Annotated in this window: 16 protein-coding genes; 15 read left to right on the top strand and 1 reads right to left on the bottom strand. The window is 52.0% G+C overall.

All coding sequences use genetic code 11. The features are described from left to right. Nucleotides 1–34 precede the first annotated feature (34 nt). On the top strand, nt 35–4,237 hold the full coding sequence (gene rpoC / locus LDL70_RS09205; RefSeq protein WP_075657647.1) for a DNA-directed RNA polymerase subunit beta': 4,203 nt from the start codon (nt 35–37) through the stop codon (nt 4,235–4,237). A gap of 126 nt (nt 4,238–4,363) precedes the next feature. Here rpoC and LDL70_RS09200 read toward each other — a convergent pair whose 3' ends face one another. Beyond that, complete coding sequence (locus LDL70_RS09200) at nt 4,364–4,672, bottom strand: hypothetical protein (protein ID WP_022709964.1); 309 nt, start codon at nt 4,670–4,672, stop codon at nt 4,364–4,366. Between the two features lie 502 nt (nt 4,673–5,174). On the opposite strand from LDL70_RS09200, the gene rpsL reads away from it, so the two are divergent. The 14 genes from rpsL (at nt 5,175) to rpmC (ending at nt 14,411) form a co-directional block, all read left to right on the top strand. Beyond that, nucleotides 5,175–5,546, top strand: coding sequence for a 30S ribosomal protein S12 (gene rpsL / locus LDL70_RS09195; protein ID WP_022709963.1), 372 nt, complete (start codon nt 5,175–5,177; stop codon nt 5,544–5,546). Nucleotides 5,547–5,615: 69 nt separating this feature from the next. Then, entirely contained in the window at nt 5,616–6,086 is a 471-nt protein-coding gene (rpsG, locus tag LDL70_RS09190) for a 30S ribosomal protein S7 (protein WP_022709962.1), read from the top strand. Nucleotides 6,087–6,116: 30 nt separating this feature from the next. Next, nucleotides 6,117–8,201, top strand: coding sequence for an elongation factor G (fusA, locus tag LDL70_RS09185; RefSeq protein WP_225684898.1), 2,085 nt, complete (start codon nt 6,117–6,119; stop codon nt 8,199–8,201). A 64-nt stretch (nt 8,202–8,265) separates the two neighbouring features. Next, nucleotides 8,266–9,441: an elongation factor Tu gene (gene tuf, locus LDL70_RS09180; RefSeq protein WP_022710937.1), complete on the top strand. Its 1,176-nt coding sequence runs from the start codon at nt 8,266–8,268 to the stop codon at nt 9,439–9,441. 81 nt (nt 9,442–9,522) lie between these two features. Beyond that, on the top strand, nt 9,523–9,831 hold the full coding sequence (gene rpsJ / locus LDL70_RS09175; RefSeq protein WP_002964363.1) for a 30S ribosomal protein S10: 309 nt from the start codon (nt 9,523–9,525) through the stop codon (nt 9,829–9,831). A gap of 26 nt (nt 9,832–9,857) precedes the next feature. Then, on the top strand, nt 9,858–10,586 hold the full coding sequence (gene rplC / locus LDL70_RS09170; protein WP_022710938.1) for a 50S ribosomal protein L3: 729 nt from the start codon (nt 9,858–9,860) through the stop codon (nt 10,584–10,586). After that, the gene (rplD, locus tag LDL70_RS09165) at nt 10,586–11,206 is read left to right on the top strand and encodes a 50S ribosomal protein L4 (protein ID WP_225684897.1); all 621 of its coding nucleotides are present in this window, start codon (nt 10,586–10,588) and stop codon (nt 11,204–11,206) included. Before rplC ends, rplD begins: the two co-directional genes overlap by 1 nt. Next, complete coding sequence (locus LDL70_RS09160) at nt 11,203–11,496, top strand: 50S ribosomal protein L23 (RefSeq protein ID WP_022710940.1); 294 nt, start codon at nt 11,203–11,205, stop codon at nt 11,494–11,496. The genes rplD and LDL70_RS09160 overlap by 4 nt, the downstream gene beginning before the upstream one ends. Nucleotides 11,497–11,516: 20 nt before the next feature. After that, nucleotides 11,517–12,350, top strand: a complete 834-nt coding sequence (gene rplB / locus LDL70_RS09155) for a 50S ribosomal protein L2 (protein ID WP_022710941.1) — start codon at nt 11,517–11,519, stop codon at nt 12,348–12,350. 15 nt (nt 12,351–12,365) lie between these two features. After that, on the top strand, nt 12,366–12,644 hold the full coding sequence (gene rpsS, locus LDL70_RS09150) for a 30S ribosomal protein S19 (protein WP_022710942.1): 279 nt from the start codon (nt 12,366–12,368) through the stop codon (nt 12,642–12,644). A gap of 2 nt (nt 12,645–12,646) precedes the next feature. Further along, a complete protein-coding gene (gene rplV, locus LDL70_RS09145; RefSeq protein ID WP_022710943.1) occupies nt 12,647–13,036 on the top strand; it encodes a 50S ribosomal protein L22 in 390 nt (129 codons plus the stop codon). Next, complete coding sequence (gene rpsC / locus LDL70_RS09140) at nt 13,036–13,746, top strand: 30S ribosomal protein S3 (protein ID WP_022710944.1); 711 nt, start codon at nt 13,036–13,038, stop codon at nt 13,744–13,746. The genes rplV and rpsC overlap by 1 nt, the downstream gene beginning before the upstream one ends. Nucleotides 13,747–13,785: 39 nt before the next feature. Further along, complete coding sequence (rplP, locus tag LDL70_RS09135; RefSeq protein WP_022710945.1) at nt 13,786–14,199, top strand: 50S ribosomal protein L16; 414 nt, start codon at nt 13,786–13,788, stop codon at nt 14,197–14,199. 11 nt (nt 14,200–14,210) lie between these two features. Next, entirely contained in the window at nt 14,211–14,411 is a 201-nt protein-coding gene (gene rpmC / locus LDL70_RS09130) for a 50S ribosomal protein L29 (RefSeq protein WP_022710946.1), read from the top strand. Nucleotides 14,412–14,416: the final 5 nt, after the last annotated feature.

Below are 14,416 nucleotides of genomic sequence, written 5' to 3'. Positions count from 1 at the left end.
CTTTTGTGAAGCATGATGCCCTAAGGAGAACGGCATGAACCAAGAGGTCATGAATCTTTTCAATCCTCAGGCTCCGGTGCAGACATTCGATTCCATCCGGATTTCGATTGCCAGCCCTGAGAAGATTCTGTCCTGGTCATACGGCGAGATCAAAAAGCCAGAAACGATCAACTACCGTACGTTCAAACCTGAACGCGATGGTCTGTTCTGTGCCCGTATCTTCGGCCCGATCAAGGACTATGAGTGCCTGTGCGGTAAGTACAAGCGCATGAAATACAAGGGCATTATCTGTGAGAAGTGCGGCGTTGAAGTAACGCTGTCACGCGTGCGCCGTGAGCGCATGGGCCATATCGAACTGGCTGCTCCTGTTGCCCATATCTGGTTCCTGAAGTCGCTTCCTTCGCGTATCGGCACATTGCTTGATATGACGCTGAAGGATATCGAACGCGTTCTGTATTTCGAAAACTATATCGTAACAGAACCAGGCCTGACTTCCCTGAAAGAGCACCAGCTGCTTTCGGAAGAAGAATATATGATCGCTGTTGATGAATTCGGTGAAGACCAGTTCACAGCGCTGATCGGTGCGGAAGCGATCTATGATCTTCTGGCGACAATGGAACTCGAAAAGATTGCTGTGCAGCTGCGCACCGATCTGGCCGAAACCACTTCGGAACTGAAGACCAAGAAGCTGATGAAGCGTCTCAAAATCGTTGAGAACTTCATGGAATCCGGTAACCGTCCTGAGTGGATGATCATGAAGATCGTTCCGGTGATCCCGCCGGATCTGCGCCCTCTGGTGCCGTTGGATGGCGGTCGCTTTGCGACTTCCGATCTGAACGACCTTTACCGTCGCGTGATCAACCGTAACAACCGTCTGAAGCGCCTGATGGAGCTTCGTGCGCCTGGCATCATTATCCGTAACGAAAAGCGTATGCTGCAGGAAGCTGTTGACGCGCTGTTCGATAACGGCCGTCGCGGTCGTACCATTACCGGTGCGAATAAGCGTCCGCTGAAGTCACTTTCGGATATGCTGAAAGGTAAGCAGGGTCGTTTCCGTCAGAACCTTCTTGGTAAGCGCGTCGACTATTCCGGTCGTTCGGTTATCGTGACCGGTCCTGAGCTGAAACTGCACCAGTGCGGTCTGCCGAAGAAAATGGCTCTGGAACTGTTCAAGCCGTTTATCTACGCACGTCTTGACGCCAAGGGCTTCTCCTCGACTGTTAAACAGGCGAAGAAGCTGGTTGAAAAAGAACGTCCGGAAGTTTGGGATATCCTTGATGAGGTTATCCGCGAGCATCCGGTTCTGCTTAACCGTGCGCCGACGCTGCACCGTCTTGGTATTCAGGCTTTCGAACCAACGCTGATCGAAGGTAAGGCAATCCAGCTGCACCCGCTCGTCTGTACTGCGTTTAACGCGGACTTCGACGGTGACCAGATGGCTGTTCACGTGCCGCTGTCGCTTGAAGCACAGCTCGAAGCACGCGTTCTGATGATGTCGACCAACAATATTCTGCATCCGGCAAACGGTCTTCCGATCATCGTGCCGTCGCAGGATATGGTTCTCGGCCTCTATTACCTGTCGATCGTTGCTGAAAACGAACCTGGTCAGGGCATGGTCTTCGCCGATATGGGCGAATTGCAGCATGCGCTGGAAACCAAGACCGTTACGCTGCACACCAAGATCAAAGGCCGCTTCAAATCTGTTGATGCGGAAGGCAAGCCTGTATCGAAACTCTTTGACACAACACCGGGTCGTCTGATCCTCGGTGAATTGTTGCCGAAGAACGCCAATGTTCCTTTCGATATCTGCAATCAGGAAATGACCAAGAAGAACATCTCCAAGATGATCGATCTGGTTTACCGTCATTGCGGCCAGAAAGAGACAGTGATTTTCTGTGACCGCGTGATGCAGCTCGGCTTTGCCCATGCCTGCCGTGCCGGTATTTCCTTCGGTAAGGATGACATGGTCATTCCTGATGCCAAGGCGAAAATCGTTGCCGATACAGAAGCTTTGGCCAAGGAATATGAACAGCAGTACAATGACGGTCTGATCACTCAGGGCGAAAAATACAACAAGGTTGTTGATGCCTGGGGTAAAGCGACTGACAAGATCGCCGACGAAATGATGGCCCGCATTAAGGCTGTTGAATTCGATCCGGAAACCGGTCGTCAGAAGCAGATGAACTCCATCTATATGATGTCGCACTCCGGTGCCCGTGGTTCGCCTTCGCAGATGCGTCAGCTCGGCGGTATGCGCGGTCTGATGGCCAAGCCTTCGGGCGAGATTATCGAAACACCGATTATCTCGAACTTTAAAGAAGGTCTGACCGTGAACGAGTACTTCAACTCGACACACGGTGCGCGTAAGGGTCTGGCCGATACGGCTCTGAAAACCGCTAACTCCGGTTATCTGACACGCCGTCTCGTTGACGTTGCGCAGGATGCGATCATTTCTGAACCGGATTGCGGTGCAACCGTTGGTCTGACAATGAACCCGATCGTTGATGCGGGTCAGATCGTGGCTTCGCTCGGCATGCGTATTCTGGGCCGTGTTGCTCTGGACGACATCAATCATCCGGCTACGGGTGAGCTGATTGTTGCTTCCGGTGACATGATCGAAGAACGTCATGTGGAAGTGATCGAAAAAGCCGGTATCCAGACCGTTCGTATCCGTTCGGCTCTGACCTGTCTCACCCGCTCCGGCGTGTGCGGCAAATGCTATGGTCGTGACCTTGCACGCGGTACTCCGGTGAACAAAGGTGAAGCTGTCGGTGTTATCGCTGCGCAGTCGATCGGTGAGCCTGGTACCCAGCTGACCATGCGTACGTTCCACCTTGGTGGTACAGCGCAGGTTGTGGACAGCTCCTATCTGGAAGCTTCCTATGAAGGTACTGTTGCACTGCGTAACCGCAATGTGGTTCGCAATTCCGACGGTCATCTGGTGGTTATGGGCCGTAACATGGCCGTTCTCATCATGGATGCATCCGGCAAGGAACGTGCAAGCCATCGTGTAACTTACGGTTCGCGCCTGTTCGTCGATGACGGTGATGCAGTGAAACGCGGTCAGCGTCTGGCCGAGTGGGATCCGTATACCCGTCCGATCATCACCGAAGTTGAAGGTGTGATTGAGTTCGAAGATATGGTTGACGGTCTGTCGGTTGCTGAAAACACCGATGAATCCACCGGTATCACCAAGCGCGTTGTTATTGACTGGCGTTCGACCCCGCGTGGTTCGGATCTGAAGCCTGCTCTCGTTGTTAAAGACAAGAACGGCAAAGTTGCGAAACTGTCGAAGGGTGGTGAAGCCCGCTTCCAGCTCTCCGTTGAGACCATTCTCTCGGTTGAGCCAGGTGCAACGGTTCGCGTCGGTGACGTGATTGCCCGTCTGCCTATGGAAAGCGCGAAGACCAAAGATATTACCGGTGGTCTGCCACGTGTGGCTGAACTGTTCGAAGCTCGTCGTCCGAAGGATCATGCGATCATCGCTGAAGTTGATGGTACAATCCGTTTCGGCCGCGATTACAAGAACAAGCGCCGCATCATTATTGAACCGAATGACCATAATCTGGAGCCGGTTGAATATCTGATCCCTAAAGGCAAGCCTTTCCATCTTCAGGATGGCGATGCGATCGAAAAGGGTGATTATATTCTCGACGGTAATCCTGCACCGCATGACATTCTGGCGATCAAGGGCGTGGAAGCACTTGCTTCTTACCTCGTGAACGAAATTCAGGAAGTCTATCGTCTGCAGGGTGTGACGATCAACGATAAGCATATCGAAGTGATCGTTCGTCAGATGCTGCAGAAGGTTGAGATCACGGAATCCGGTGACAGCACCTATATTCCGGGCGATCATGTTGACCGTATTGAACTTGACGAAATCAATGATCGTCTGGTTGAAGACGGCAAGAAGCCTGCTGAAGGTCTGCCGGTTCTGCTCGGTATTACGAAGGCATCGTTGCAGACACCTTCCTTCATCTCGGCTGCTTCCTTCCAGGAAACAACCCGCGTTCTGACTGAAGCGGCAGTTGCTGGTAAGATGGATACGCTGCAGGGTCTGAAGGAAAACGTGATTGTTGGTCGTCTGATCCCTGCCGGTACCGGCGGTATGATGAGCCAGATCCGTCGTATTGCGACAGCCCGCGATGATTTGATTATCGATGAGCGCCGCAAAACTTCCGGTGCGGATGCTGCAAATGCAATGCTGGTCGACATGACCAATAATGCAGCGGAATAATCCGACCTTATAAGAAATGAAAAAGGCCACCTTCGGGTGGCCTTTTTTGTATGCGAGCAGGAGAAACTGTTCATAAAAAAAGCGCCGCATGAAGCGACGCTTTTTTATCGTTAAGGTGAGGGACGATTATTCTTCGTCTTCATCATCTTCATGGGAACCGTCAAACTCGATCATCGCAACCTGACCGGAGAGGGCGGTATTGTAACCGCTCAGATATGGTTCTTCTTCCGGCTGCTCGGTCAATGTACCGATTTCGGTAATTTCGGCTTCAGCAAAACCTTCATTGGCAAGGATTTCCAAAGTTGCCTGAATGACATCTTCTTCCGGTTCCGATTTCAACAGGATGTGGACATTGACGGGATCGCTCTCGCCGTCCTTCCATGCATCTGCAATAATGAGAAACACTTCATTCGAATCGGGATTTGTGTCTGACACGGGGCATTCCTTAATTTCCGGTTAAACTCGCCCTGTATCAGGGCCTGAAACGGCTGAATCAGACTGTCTGCATAAAAGATAATCATCCAAAAGGACAGTCGGATAAGGATTCTGCCGGTATTTTATGTGATTTGCATAACAAGTGATGCAATTTCAGACAAAATTACCCGCTTTTGAGGGGGGAAATTCCGATTTGTCTGTCATAAATCAGAAAACTCCGCTGCCGGTCTTGACGAAACGCGCCTTTAAGCGTATCAGCACACCATCTGAGCCGATGTGAGGCTGGCTGTTCCGGAGTGACATACTCTGGAGTTTGTCTCAAACAGGGTTCGTTTTACGATCTAAAATGCAAATTGCCGTTCGCATGAAGGTAACTTCCTCTGCTTTTGTTCGGGCATGCCAGCGCTAGCGTTGGCACAATGTCCGATTTTGTGCATATGCATAACGGTGAAACGGCCCATTTGGGCAAAAGATACGAGTTTATTTAGTAGAGGAAGGTTCAATGCCTACCGTAAACCAGCTGATCCGCAAACCTCGCCAGGCGCAGGTTAAGCGTAATAAGGTTCCTGCTCTGCAGGCAAACCCACAGAAGCGCGGCGTATGTACCCGCGTTTATACAACAACCCCGAAAAAGCCGAACTCGGCGCTGCGTAAAGTAGCAAAGATTCGTCTGACCAACGGCTTTGAAGTTATTGGTTATATTCCGGGTGAAGGTCACAACCTTCAGGAACACTCGGTAGTTATGATCCGCGGCGGCCGCGTCAAGGATTTGCCGGGTGTGCGTTACCACATCATCCGTGGTGTGCTCGATACCCAGGGTGTTAAAAACCGTAAGCAGCGTCGTTCGCTGTATGGTGCTAAGCGTCCTAAATAATAATTTTCCGGGGATACCGGCCACCTGATCCTCAGGTGAGTTGAGCCCGATGTAATTAAAGAGACAAATATGTCCCGTCGTCACAGTGCTGAAAAGCGTGAAATCAATCCGGATCCAAAGTTTGGTGATCTGGTTGTGACCAAATTCATGAACGCAATCATGCTTCATGGTAAGAAATCTGTTGCAGAGTCCATCGTTTACGGTGCTCTGGATTCTGTTGAAGCGAAAGCTAAGCAGGATGGTCTGGTGATGTTCCATCAGGCGCTCGACAATGTTGCGCCGCATGTGGAAGTGCGCTCCCGCCGTGTTGGTGGTGCGACTTATCAGGTTCCTGTTGATGTTCGCCCTGACCGTCGTCAGGCGCTGGCAATCCGCTGGCTGATCAATGCCGCTCGCAACCGCAACGAAACAACGATGATTGATCGTCTGTCCGGCGAATTGCTTGATGCTGCAAACAACCGTGGTTCGGCTGTTAAGAAGCGTGAAGATACGCACCGTATGGCTGAAGCTAACCGCGCATTCTCGCATTACCGCTGGTAATCGTCGAACTCTATTCAAAGAGCAAATATTATGGCCCGCGAATATAAAATCGAAGACTACCGTAATTTCGGTATTATGGCGCACATCGATGCCGGTAAAACGACAACGACTGAGCGTATCCTGTTCTACACAGGTAAGAACCATAAAATCGGTGAAACGCACGACGGCGCCTCCACAATGGACTGGATGGAGCAGGAGCAGGAACGTGGTATCACGATTACTTCTGCTGCGACCACCACATTCTGGGAAGGCCGTGATGGCAAGAAGCGTCGCTTCAACATCATCGATACTCCTGGTCACGTTGACTTCACGATTGAAGTTGAGCGTTCCCTGCGCGTTCTCGATGGTGCGATCGCACTTCTCGATGCTAACGCCGGTGTAGAGCCGCAGACTGAAACCGTATGGCGTCAGGCTGAGAAATACCACGTACCACGTATGGTTCTTGTCAATAAAATGGACAAGATCGGTGCGGATTTCTATCGCTGCGTAGAAATGATCAAAACCCGTCTGGGTGCGACTGCTCTCGTTATTCAGCTGCCAATCGGTGCTGAAAACGAATTTGGCGGTGTGATCGATCTCGTTGAGATGAAGGCCCTGACATGGGATGGCTCAATCGGCGCTCCGACGCAGGTTGGTGAAATTCCTGCTGACCTTCAGGCAAAAGCAGAAGAATATCGCGAAAAGCTGATCGAAACTGCTGTTGAAATCGATGAAGCTGCAATGGAAGCTTATCTGGAAGGCACTCTGCCAACCAATGATGAGCTGCGTGCACTGATCCGTAAGGGTACAATTGCTGTTCAGTTCCATCCGGTACTTTGCAGCACCGCGTTCAAGAACAAGGGCATTCAGCCTGTTCTGGATGCAGTTGTTGATTATCTGCCAGCTCCTAACGAAGTGCCTGCGATTAAAGGTATCGACGTAAAGACTGAAACAGAAACAACCCGTGAATCTTCAGACGAAGCTCCGCTTTCTCTGCTCGCATTCAAGATCATGAACGATCCGTTCGTTGGCTCTCTGACCTTCGCACGTATTTACTCGGGTAAGCTGACCAAGGGTGTTTCTCTCGAAAACACTGTTAAGGGCAAGCGCGAACGTATCGGCCGTATGCTGCAGATGCACTCGAACTCCCGTGAAGATATCGAAGAAGCATTTGCCGGTGACATCGTTGCTCTGGCTGGCCTCAAGGAAACCACAACCGGTGACACGCTCTGCGATCCGCTGAAGCCTGTTATTCTGGAACGTATGGAATTCCCTGATCCGGTTATCGAAATCGCGATTGAACCAAAGACCAAAGCTGACCAGGAAAAGATGGGTATCGCCCTGAACCGTCTGGCTGCTGAAGATCCTTCATTCCGCGTTAAGTCGGACGAAGAATCCGGTCAGACCATTATTGCCGGTATGGGTGAACTTCACCTCGACATTCTGGTTGACCGTATGCGTCGTGAGTTCAAGGTTGAAGCTAACATTGGTCAGCCGCAGGTTGCCTATCGTGAAAGCATCACCCGTAAAGCTGAAATCGACTATACACATAAGAAACAGTCCGGTGGTTCCGGTCAGTTCGCTCGTGTTAAGATCGTATTTGAGCCGCATGAAGGCGATGACTTCATCTTCGATTCCAAGATCGTTGGTGGTGCTGTTCCTAAGGAATACATCCCGGGCGTTCAGAAGGGTATCGAAAGCGTTATGGGTGCAGGTCCTCTGGCAGGCTTCCCGATGCTCGGTGTTAAGGCGACCCTTATCGATGGTGCATACCACGATGTTGACTCGTCTGTTCTGGCCTTCGAAATCGCTGCCCGTGCAGCATTCCGTGAAGGTGCACAGAAAGCCGGCGCTCAGTTGCTCGAACCGATCATGAAGGTCGAAGTCGTGACTCCTGAGGATTATGTTGGTGACGTTATTGGCGATCTGAATTCCCGTCGTGGTCAGATTTCCGGTACTGAAGCCCGTGGTATTGCTACTGTAGTTAACGTAAATGTTCCGCTGGCCAGCATGTTTGGTTACGTGAACAACCTGCGCTCGATGTCACAGGGCCGCGCCCAGTACACCATGCAGTTCGACCATTATGAGCCGGTTCCTGCAGCAGTAGCCGCAGAAATCCAGAAGAAGTTTGCGTAAGCCTTTTGGCTTACGCTCGTTAAAATAAGAATGCCTGAGCAGGCTAAATTTATGGAGAGCTCAGATGGCAAAGAGCAAATTTGAACGTACTAAACCACACGTCAACATCGGCACAATCGGTCACGTTGACCATGGTAAGACCTCGTTGACAGCTGCAATCACCAAATTCTTTGGTGACTTCCGCGCTTACGACCAGATCGATAACGCACCGGAAGAAAAAGCCCGCGGTATCACCATTTCGACCTCGCACGTTGAATATGAAACAGAAAACCGCCACTACGCACACGTAGACTGCCCAGGCCACGCTGACTATGTTAAGAACATGATCACCGGTGCTGCGCAGATGGACGGCGCGATCCTGGTTGTTAATGCTGCTGACGGCCCGATGCCACAGACCCGTGAGCACATTCTGCTCGCTCGTCAGGTTGGTGTGCCTGCGATCGTTGTGTTCCTGAACAAAGTTGATCAGGTTGATGATGCTGAGCTGCTCGAACTCGTAGAAATGGAAGTTCGTGAACTTCTGTCGAAATACGACTTCCCGGGCGATGATATTCCAGTTGTTAAGGGTTCGGCTCTGGCAGCTCTGGAAGACAGCAACAAGACAATCGGTGAAGATGCAGTTCGTGAACTGATGGCCGCTGTTGATGCTTACATTCCAACTCCGGAACGTCCTGTTGACCAGCCGTTCCTGATGCCAATCGAAGACGTATTCTCGATCTCCGGCCGTGGTACAGTTGTTACCGGTCGTGTAGAACGCGGTATCGTTAAAGTTGGTGAAGAAGTTGAAATCGTTGGTATCAAAGCTACCGGCAAGACAACTGTTACCGGCGTTGAAATGTTCCGCAAGCTGCTCGATCAGGGCCAGGCCGGCGACAACATCGGTGCACTGGTTCGCGGTGTAGGTCGTGATGACGTTGAACGTGGTCAGGTTCTCTGCAAGCCAGGTTCGGTTAAGCCACACACCAAGTTCAAGGCAGAAGCTTATATTCTGACCAAAGACGAAGGTGGCCGTCATACACCATTCTTCACAAACTACCGTCCGCAGTTCTACTTCCGTACAACTGACGTAACCGGTATTGTGACCTTGCCAGAAGGCGTGGAAATGGTTATGCCGGGCGACAACGTAACTGTTGATGTTGCGCTGATCGTGCCAATCGCTATGGAAGAAAAACTCCGTTTCGCGATCCGTGAAGGTGGCCGCACCGTTGGTGCAGGTATCGTCGCTTCGATCATCGAATAATAGATTTGTGCAGGGCGTTTGGTTTGGTGGTTTAAAATCATCTTCAAAGCCAAACGTCCCGCGTAATAAGGAACAAATCAAATGAACGGTCAAAATATCCGCATTCGCCTTAAGGCGTTTGACCATCGGATCCTTGACGCTTCGACCCGCGAAATCGTGTCGACTGCCAAGCGTACCGGTGCCAATGTGCGCGGACCGATCCCTCTGCCAACACGGATCGAAAAGTTCACAGTTAACCGGTCGCCGCACATCGATAAGAAGAGCCGCGAGCAGTTCGAGATGCGCACTCATAAGCGTCTTCTCGATATCGTTGACCCAACCCCACAGACTGTAGATGCGCTGATGAAGCTGGATCTGTCGGCTGGTGTTGATGTCGAGATCAAGCTGTAAGGCTTGAGGACGGAAGGAACGAACCGATGCGTTCAGGTGTTATTGCACAAAAGCTGGGCATGACCCGCGTTTATACAGACGCTGGCGAGCATGTACCGGTGACAGTACTCCGCATGGAGAACTGCCACGTTGTAGCTCAGCGCACAGTAGAAAAAAACGGCTACACAGCCGTACAGCTTGGCGTAGGATTGGCCAAGGTGAAGAACACGACCAAGGCTCTGCGCGGTCACTTCGCGAAGGCTGAAGTTGAACCGAAAGCGAAAGTAGCTGAATTCCGCGTTTCAGAAGACAATCTTCTGGATGTAGGCGCAGAAATCACTGCTGAGCATTTTGTAGCCGGTCAGAAAGTTGACGTTACAGGTACAACAATCGGTAAAGGTTTTGCCGGTGTTATGAAGCGTCACAACTTCGGCGGCGGCCGCGCAACTCATGGTAACTCGGTATCCCACCGTGCCCATGGTTCGACCGGTCAGCGTCAGGATCCAGGTAAAGTATTTAAAGGCAAGAAAATGGCCGGTCACATGGGTCAGACCCGTGTAACCACGCAGAATATTGAAGTCGTTTCTACCGACCTCGATCGCGGCCTGATCCTTGTTCGCGGTGCTGTTCCTGGTTCCAAGGGTGCATGGATCTATGTTCGTGATGCTGTAAAAGTATCGCTGCCAGAAAATGCTCCTAAGCCAGCTGGCCTGCGCCAAGCTAAAGGTGAAGCTGCTGCGGTTGCAGAACCTGCAGCGACTGAGGGAGCCGAATAATGGATCTCACAATTACAACACTTGAAGGCAAGGATGCCGGTAAAGTGCAGCTGTCCGAAGAAATCTTCGGTCTTGAGCCGCGCGATGACATCCTTCAGCGCGTTGTCCTTTGGCAGCTCGCTCGCCGTCAGCAGGGTACCCACCAGACTCTGACCCGTGGTGAAGTTGCACGTACCGGTGCAAAAATGTACAAGCAGAAGGGTACCGGCCGCGCCCGTCACCATTCCGCTCGTGCACCACAGTTCCGTGGCGGTGGTAAGGCTCATGGCCCTGTAACCCGCAGCCATGCACATGATCTTCCTAAGAAGGTTCGTGCTCTGGCTCTGCGTCACGCCCTTTCGGCTAAGGTTAAAGCCTCTGATCTGATCATCATTGATGATCTGGCAGCTGCAGAAGCCAAGACCAAGCTGCTGGTAAGCCAGTTTGCTAATCTGGGTCTGGAAAACGCACTGCTGATCGGTGGTTCGGAAATCGACGCCAACTTCAAGCTGGCTGCATCCAATATCCCGAATATTGATGTGCTGCCGGTACAGGGCATCAACGTTTACGACATTCTTCGCCGTGGCAAGCTCGTCCTTTCCAAGGCAGCTGTCGAAGCCCTCGAGGAGCGTTTCAAATGACAGATCTTCGTCACTATGATGTGATCGTTAGCCCGGTCATTACCGAAAAGTCGACCATGGTTTCCGAATTTAACCAGATCGTCTTTAACGTAGCCCGCAAGGCCACGAAACCAGAGATCAAAGCTGCAGTAGAAGCGCTTTTCGGCGTGAAAGTTACAGCTGTGAACACCACTGTGCGTAAAGGCAAAGTGAAGCGTTTCCGCGGTATTGTTGGGCGCCAGAGCGATGTCAAGAAAGCGATCGTAACTTTGGCTGAAGGCCAGAGCATCGACGTTTCGACTGGTCTCTGAGAGGCCGTGGAGTAAAGACAATGGCACTCAAGCACTTTAACCCGATCACTCCTGGCCAGCGTCAGCTGGTCATCGTGGATCGTTCGGAGCTCTTCAAAGGCAAGCCGGTCAAAGCATTGACCGAAGGTTTGACTAAAAAGGGCGGTCGTAACAACACCGGTCGTATCACTGTTCGCTATCAGGGCGGTGGTCACAAGCGTACGTATCGCTTTATTGATTTCAAGCGTACGAAACACGATGTGTCCGCTACTGTTGAGCGTCTGGAATACGATCCAAACCGTACCGCATTCATCGCGCTGATCCGCTACGAAGACGGTGAGCTGAGCTACATCCTGGCACCACAGCGTCTTGCTGTCGGCGACAAGGTTATCTCCGGCGCACAGGTTGACGTTAAGCCAGGTAACGCGATGCCACTCGGTGCGATGCCGGTTGGTACCATCATCCACAACGTGGAAATGAAGCCAGGCAAGGGCGGTCAGATCGCTCGCTCGGCCGGTACCTATGCACAGCTCGTTGGCCGTGACCAGGGCATGGCGATCCTTCGCCTGAACTCCGGTGAACAGCGTCTGGTACATTCCGGTTGTCTCGCAACTGTTGGCGCTGTATCCAATCCGGATCACGGCAACACCAACGACGGTAAAGCCGGTCGTTCCGTATGGCGCGGTAAGCGTCCACACGTACGCGGCGTTGCCATGAACCCGGTTGATCACCCACACGGTGGTGGTGAAGGTCGTACTTCGGGTGGTCGTCATCCTGTTACTCCGTGGGGCAAACCTACGAAGGGCAAGAAGACACGCTCGAACAAGGCGACGGACAAATTCATCATGCGTTCGCGTCATCAGCGTAAGAAATAAGAGAGGTAGTCTAAAGTGGCTCGTTCAGTTTGGAAAGGACCGTTTATTGACGGCTATCTTCTCAAGAAGGCTGAGAAGGTACGCTCCGGCGGTCGTAATGAGGTCATCAAGATCTGGAGCCGTCGCTCCACGATCCTGCCGCAGTTTGTTGGCCTGACCTTTGGTGTATACAACGGTAATAAACACATTCCTGTGTCCATCTCCGAAGAAATGGTCGGACACAAGTTCGGTGAATTCGCTCCAACCCGTACCTATTACGGTCACGGTGCGGACAAGAAAGCGAAGAGGAAGTAAGTATGGGCAAGGCCAAGGCTCCGCGCCAGCTTAAGGATAACGAGGCGAAAGCCGTCGCCCGCACGATTCGCGTTAGCCCGCAGAAACTTAACCTTGTCGCGGCTCTGATCCGCGGCAAGAAAGTCAACGCGGCACTTGCTGATCTGTCATTCTCGCGCAAGCGCATTGCAGAGACAGTTAAGAAGACGCTTGAATCGGCAATCGCCAACGCAGAAAACAATCACGACCTCGATGTTGATGCTTTGATCGTCGCGGAAGCTTCTGTTGGCAAGTCGATCGTCATGAAGCGCTTTCATGTGCGTGGCCGTGGTAAGGCGAGCCGGATTGAACGTCCGTTCTCTCACCTGACCATCGTTGTCCGCGAAGTCGCCGAAAAAGGGGAGGCCGCATAATGGGCCAGAAGATTAATCCGATCGGTCTTCGTCTGGGCATTAACCGTACCTGGGATTCGCGTTGGTACGCGAATACCGGCGAATACGGTAAGCTCCTTCATGAAGATCTGAAGATCCGCAAATACCTGACTGAAGAACTCAAGCAGGCTGCGATCTCCAAAATCGTGATTGAACGTCCGCACAAGAAGTGCCGTGTGACCATTCACTCGGCTCGTCCGGGCATCATTATCGGTAAGAAGGGTGCAGATATCGAAAAGCTCCGTAAGAAGCTTTCCGATATGACCAACTCTGATGCGGTTCTCAACATTGTTGAAGTTCGCAAGCCAGAAGTTGACGCTACCCTGATTGCTCAGTCGATCACTCAGCAGCTGGAACGCCGTGTGGCATTCCGTCGCGCTATGAAGCGTGCTGTTCAGTCCGCAATGCGTCTCGGCGCAGAAGGCATCCGTATTAATTGTTCGGGTCGTCTTGGCGGTGCAGAAATTGCTCGTATGGAATGGTACCGTGAAGGTCGCGTTCCTCTTCACACTCTGCGCGCTGATATTGACTACGGTACAGCTGAAGCACAGACCGCTTACGGTATCTGCGGCGTGAAAGTTTGGGTATTCAAAGGCGAAATCCTTGAGCATGACCCAATGGCTTCCGAACGTCGTGCGATTGAAGCCGACGCTCAGGGTCCGCAGTCGAACCGCCGCCGCGAAAACGCTTAATTTTAAGCGTTTTCGGTTAGAATATTGGAGTAGAGAACAATGTTGCAGCCTAAGCGCACAAAGTTCCGTAAGCAGTTCAAGGGCCGTATTCACGGTGAATCCAAGGGCGGTACGGATCTGAACTTCGGTGCTTTCGGTCTGAAGGCAGTCGAGCCTGAACGCGTTACCGCACGTCAGATCGAAGCCGCTCGCCGCGCTATTACCCGTCACATGAAACGTGCCGGTCGTGTATGGATCCGGATCTTCCCGGATCTGCCAGTAACTTCCAAGCCTACCGAAGTCCGTATGGGTAAAGGTAAGGGTTCAGTTGATTACTGGGCATGCCGCGTAGCACCAGGTCGTGTTATGTTTGAGCTTGACGGCGTACCTGAAGATGTGGCACGTGAAGCTCTCCGACTCGGAGCTGCGAAGCTGCCGATCAAGACGCGTTTTATTCAACGCATCGCTGAATAAGAGAGACAGCTATGAAAGCCGCAGACATCCGGGCGAAAAGCCTCGACCAGCTGACTGAACAGTTGGGTGGATTGAAGAAAGAGCAGTTTAACCTGCGCTTTCAGAAAGCCACTGGTCAGTTAGAAAAAACCGCACGTGTGAAGCAGGTTCGCCGCGACATCGCACGTATTAAGACTATTGCCCGCCAGAAGGCGGCCGAAAGCAAGGCATAAGGAAT

It is taken from the genome of Pseudochrobactrum sp. XF203, from assembly GCF_020341615.1.
Classification (GTDB): Bacteria; Pseudomonadota; Alphaproteobacteria; order Rhizobiales; family Rhizobiaceae; genus Pseudochrobactrum; species Pseudochrobactrum saccharolyticum.
The sequence above is the reverse complement of the archived record's forward strand: the minus strand, read 5'-3'. Positions and strand labels throughout refer to the sequence as shown.

Excerpts from the sequence above, each read along its gene's own strand:
- rpoC (WP_075657647.1), top strand. The coding sequence starts at position 35 with ATGAACCAAGAGGTCATGAATCTTTTCAATCCTCAGGCTCCGGTGCAG.
- rpsL (WP_022709963.1), top strand. The coding sequence starts at position 5,175 with ATGCCTACCGTAAACCAGCTGATCCGCAAACCTCGCCAGGCGCAGGTT.
- rpsG (WP_022709962.1), top strand. The coding sequence starts at position 5,616 with ATGTCCCGTCGTCACAGTGCTGAAAAGCGTGAAATCAATCCGGATCCA.
- fusA (WP_225684898.1), top strand. The coding sequence starts at position 6,117 with ATGGCCCGCGAATATAAAATCGAAGACTACCGTAATTTCGGTATTATG.
- tuf (WP_022710937.1), top strand. The coding sequence starts at position 8,266 with ATGGCAAAGAGCAAATTTGAACGTACTAAACCACACGTCAACATCGGC.
- rpsJ (WP_002964363.1), top strand. The coding sequence starts at position 9,523 with ATGAACGGTCAAAATATCCGCATTCGCCTTAAGGCGTTTGACCATCGG.
- rplC (WP_022710938.1), top strand. The coding sequence starts at position 9,858 with ATGCGTTCAGGTGTTATTGCACAAAAGCTGGGCATGACCCGCGTTTAT.
- rplD (WP_225684897.1), top strand. The coding sequence starts at position 10,586 with ATGGATCTCACAATTACAACACTTGAAGGCAAGGATGCCGGTAAAGTG.
- LDL70_RS09160 (WP_022710940.1), top strand. The coding sequence starts at position 11,203 with ATGACAGATCTTCGTCACTATGATGTGATCGTTAGCCCGGTCATTACC.
- rplB (WP_022710941.1), top strand. The coding sequence starts at position 11,517 with ATGGCACTCAAGCACTTTAACCCGATCACTCCTGGCCAGCGTCAGCTG.
- rplV (WP_022710943.1), top strand. The coding sequence starts at position 12,647 with ATGGGCAAGGCCAAGGCTCCGCGCCAGCTTAAGGATAACGAGGCGAAA.
- rpsC (WP_022710944.1), top strand. The coding sequence starts at position 13,036 with ATGGGCCAGAAGATTAATCCGATCGGTCTTCGTCTGGGCATTAACCGT.
- rplP (WP_022710945.1), top strand. The coding sequence starts at position 13,786 with ATGTTGCAGCCTAAGCGCACAAAGTTCCGTAAGCAGTTCAAGGGCCGT.
- rpmC (WP_022710946.1), top strand. The coding sequence starts at position 14,211 with ATGAAAGCCGCAGACATCCGGGCGAAAAGCCTCGACCAGCTGACTGAA.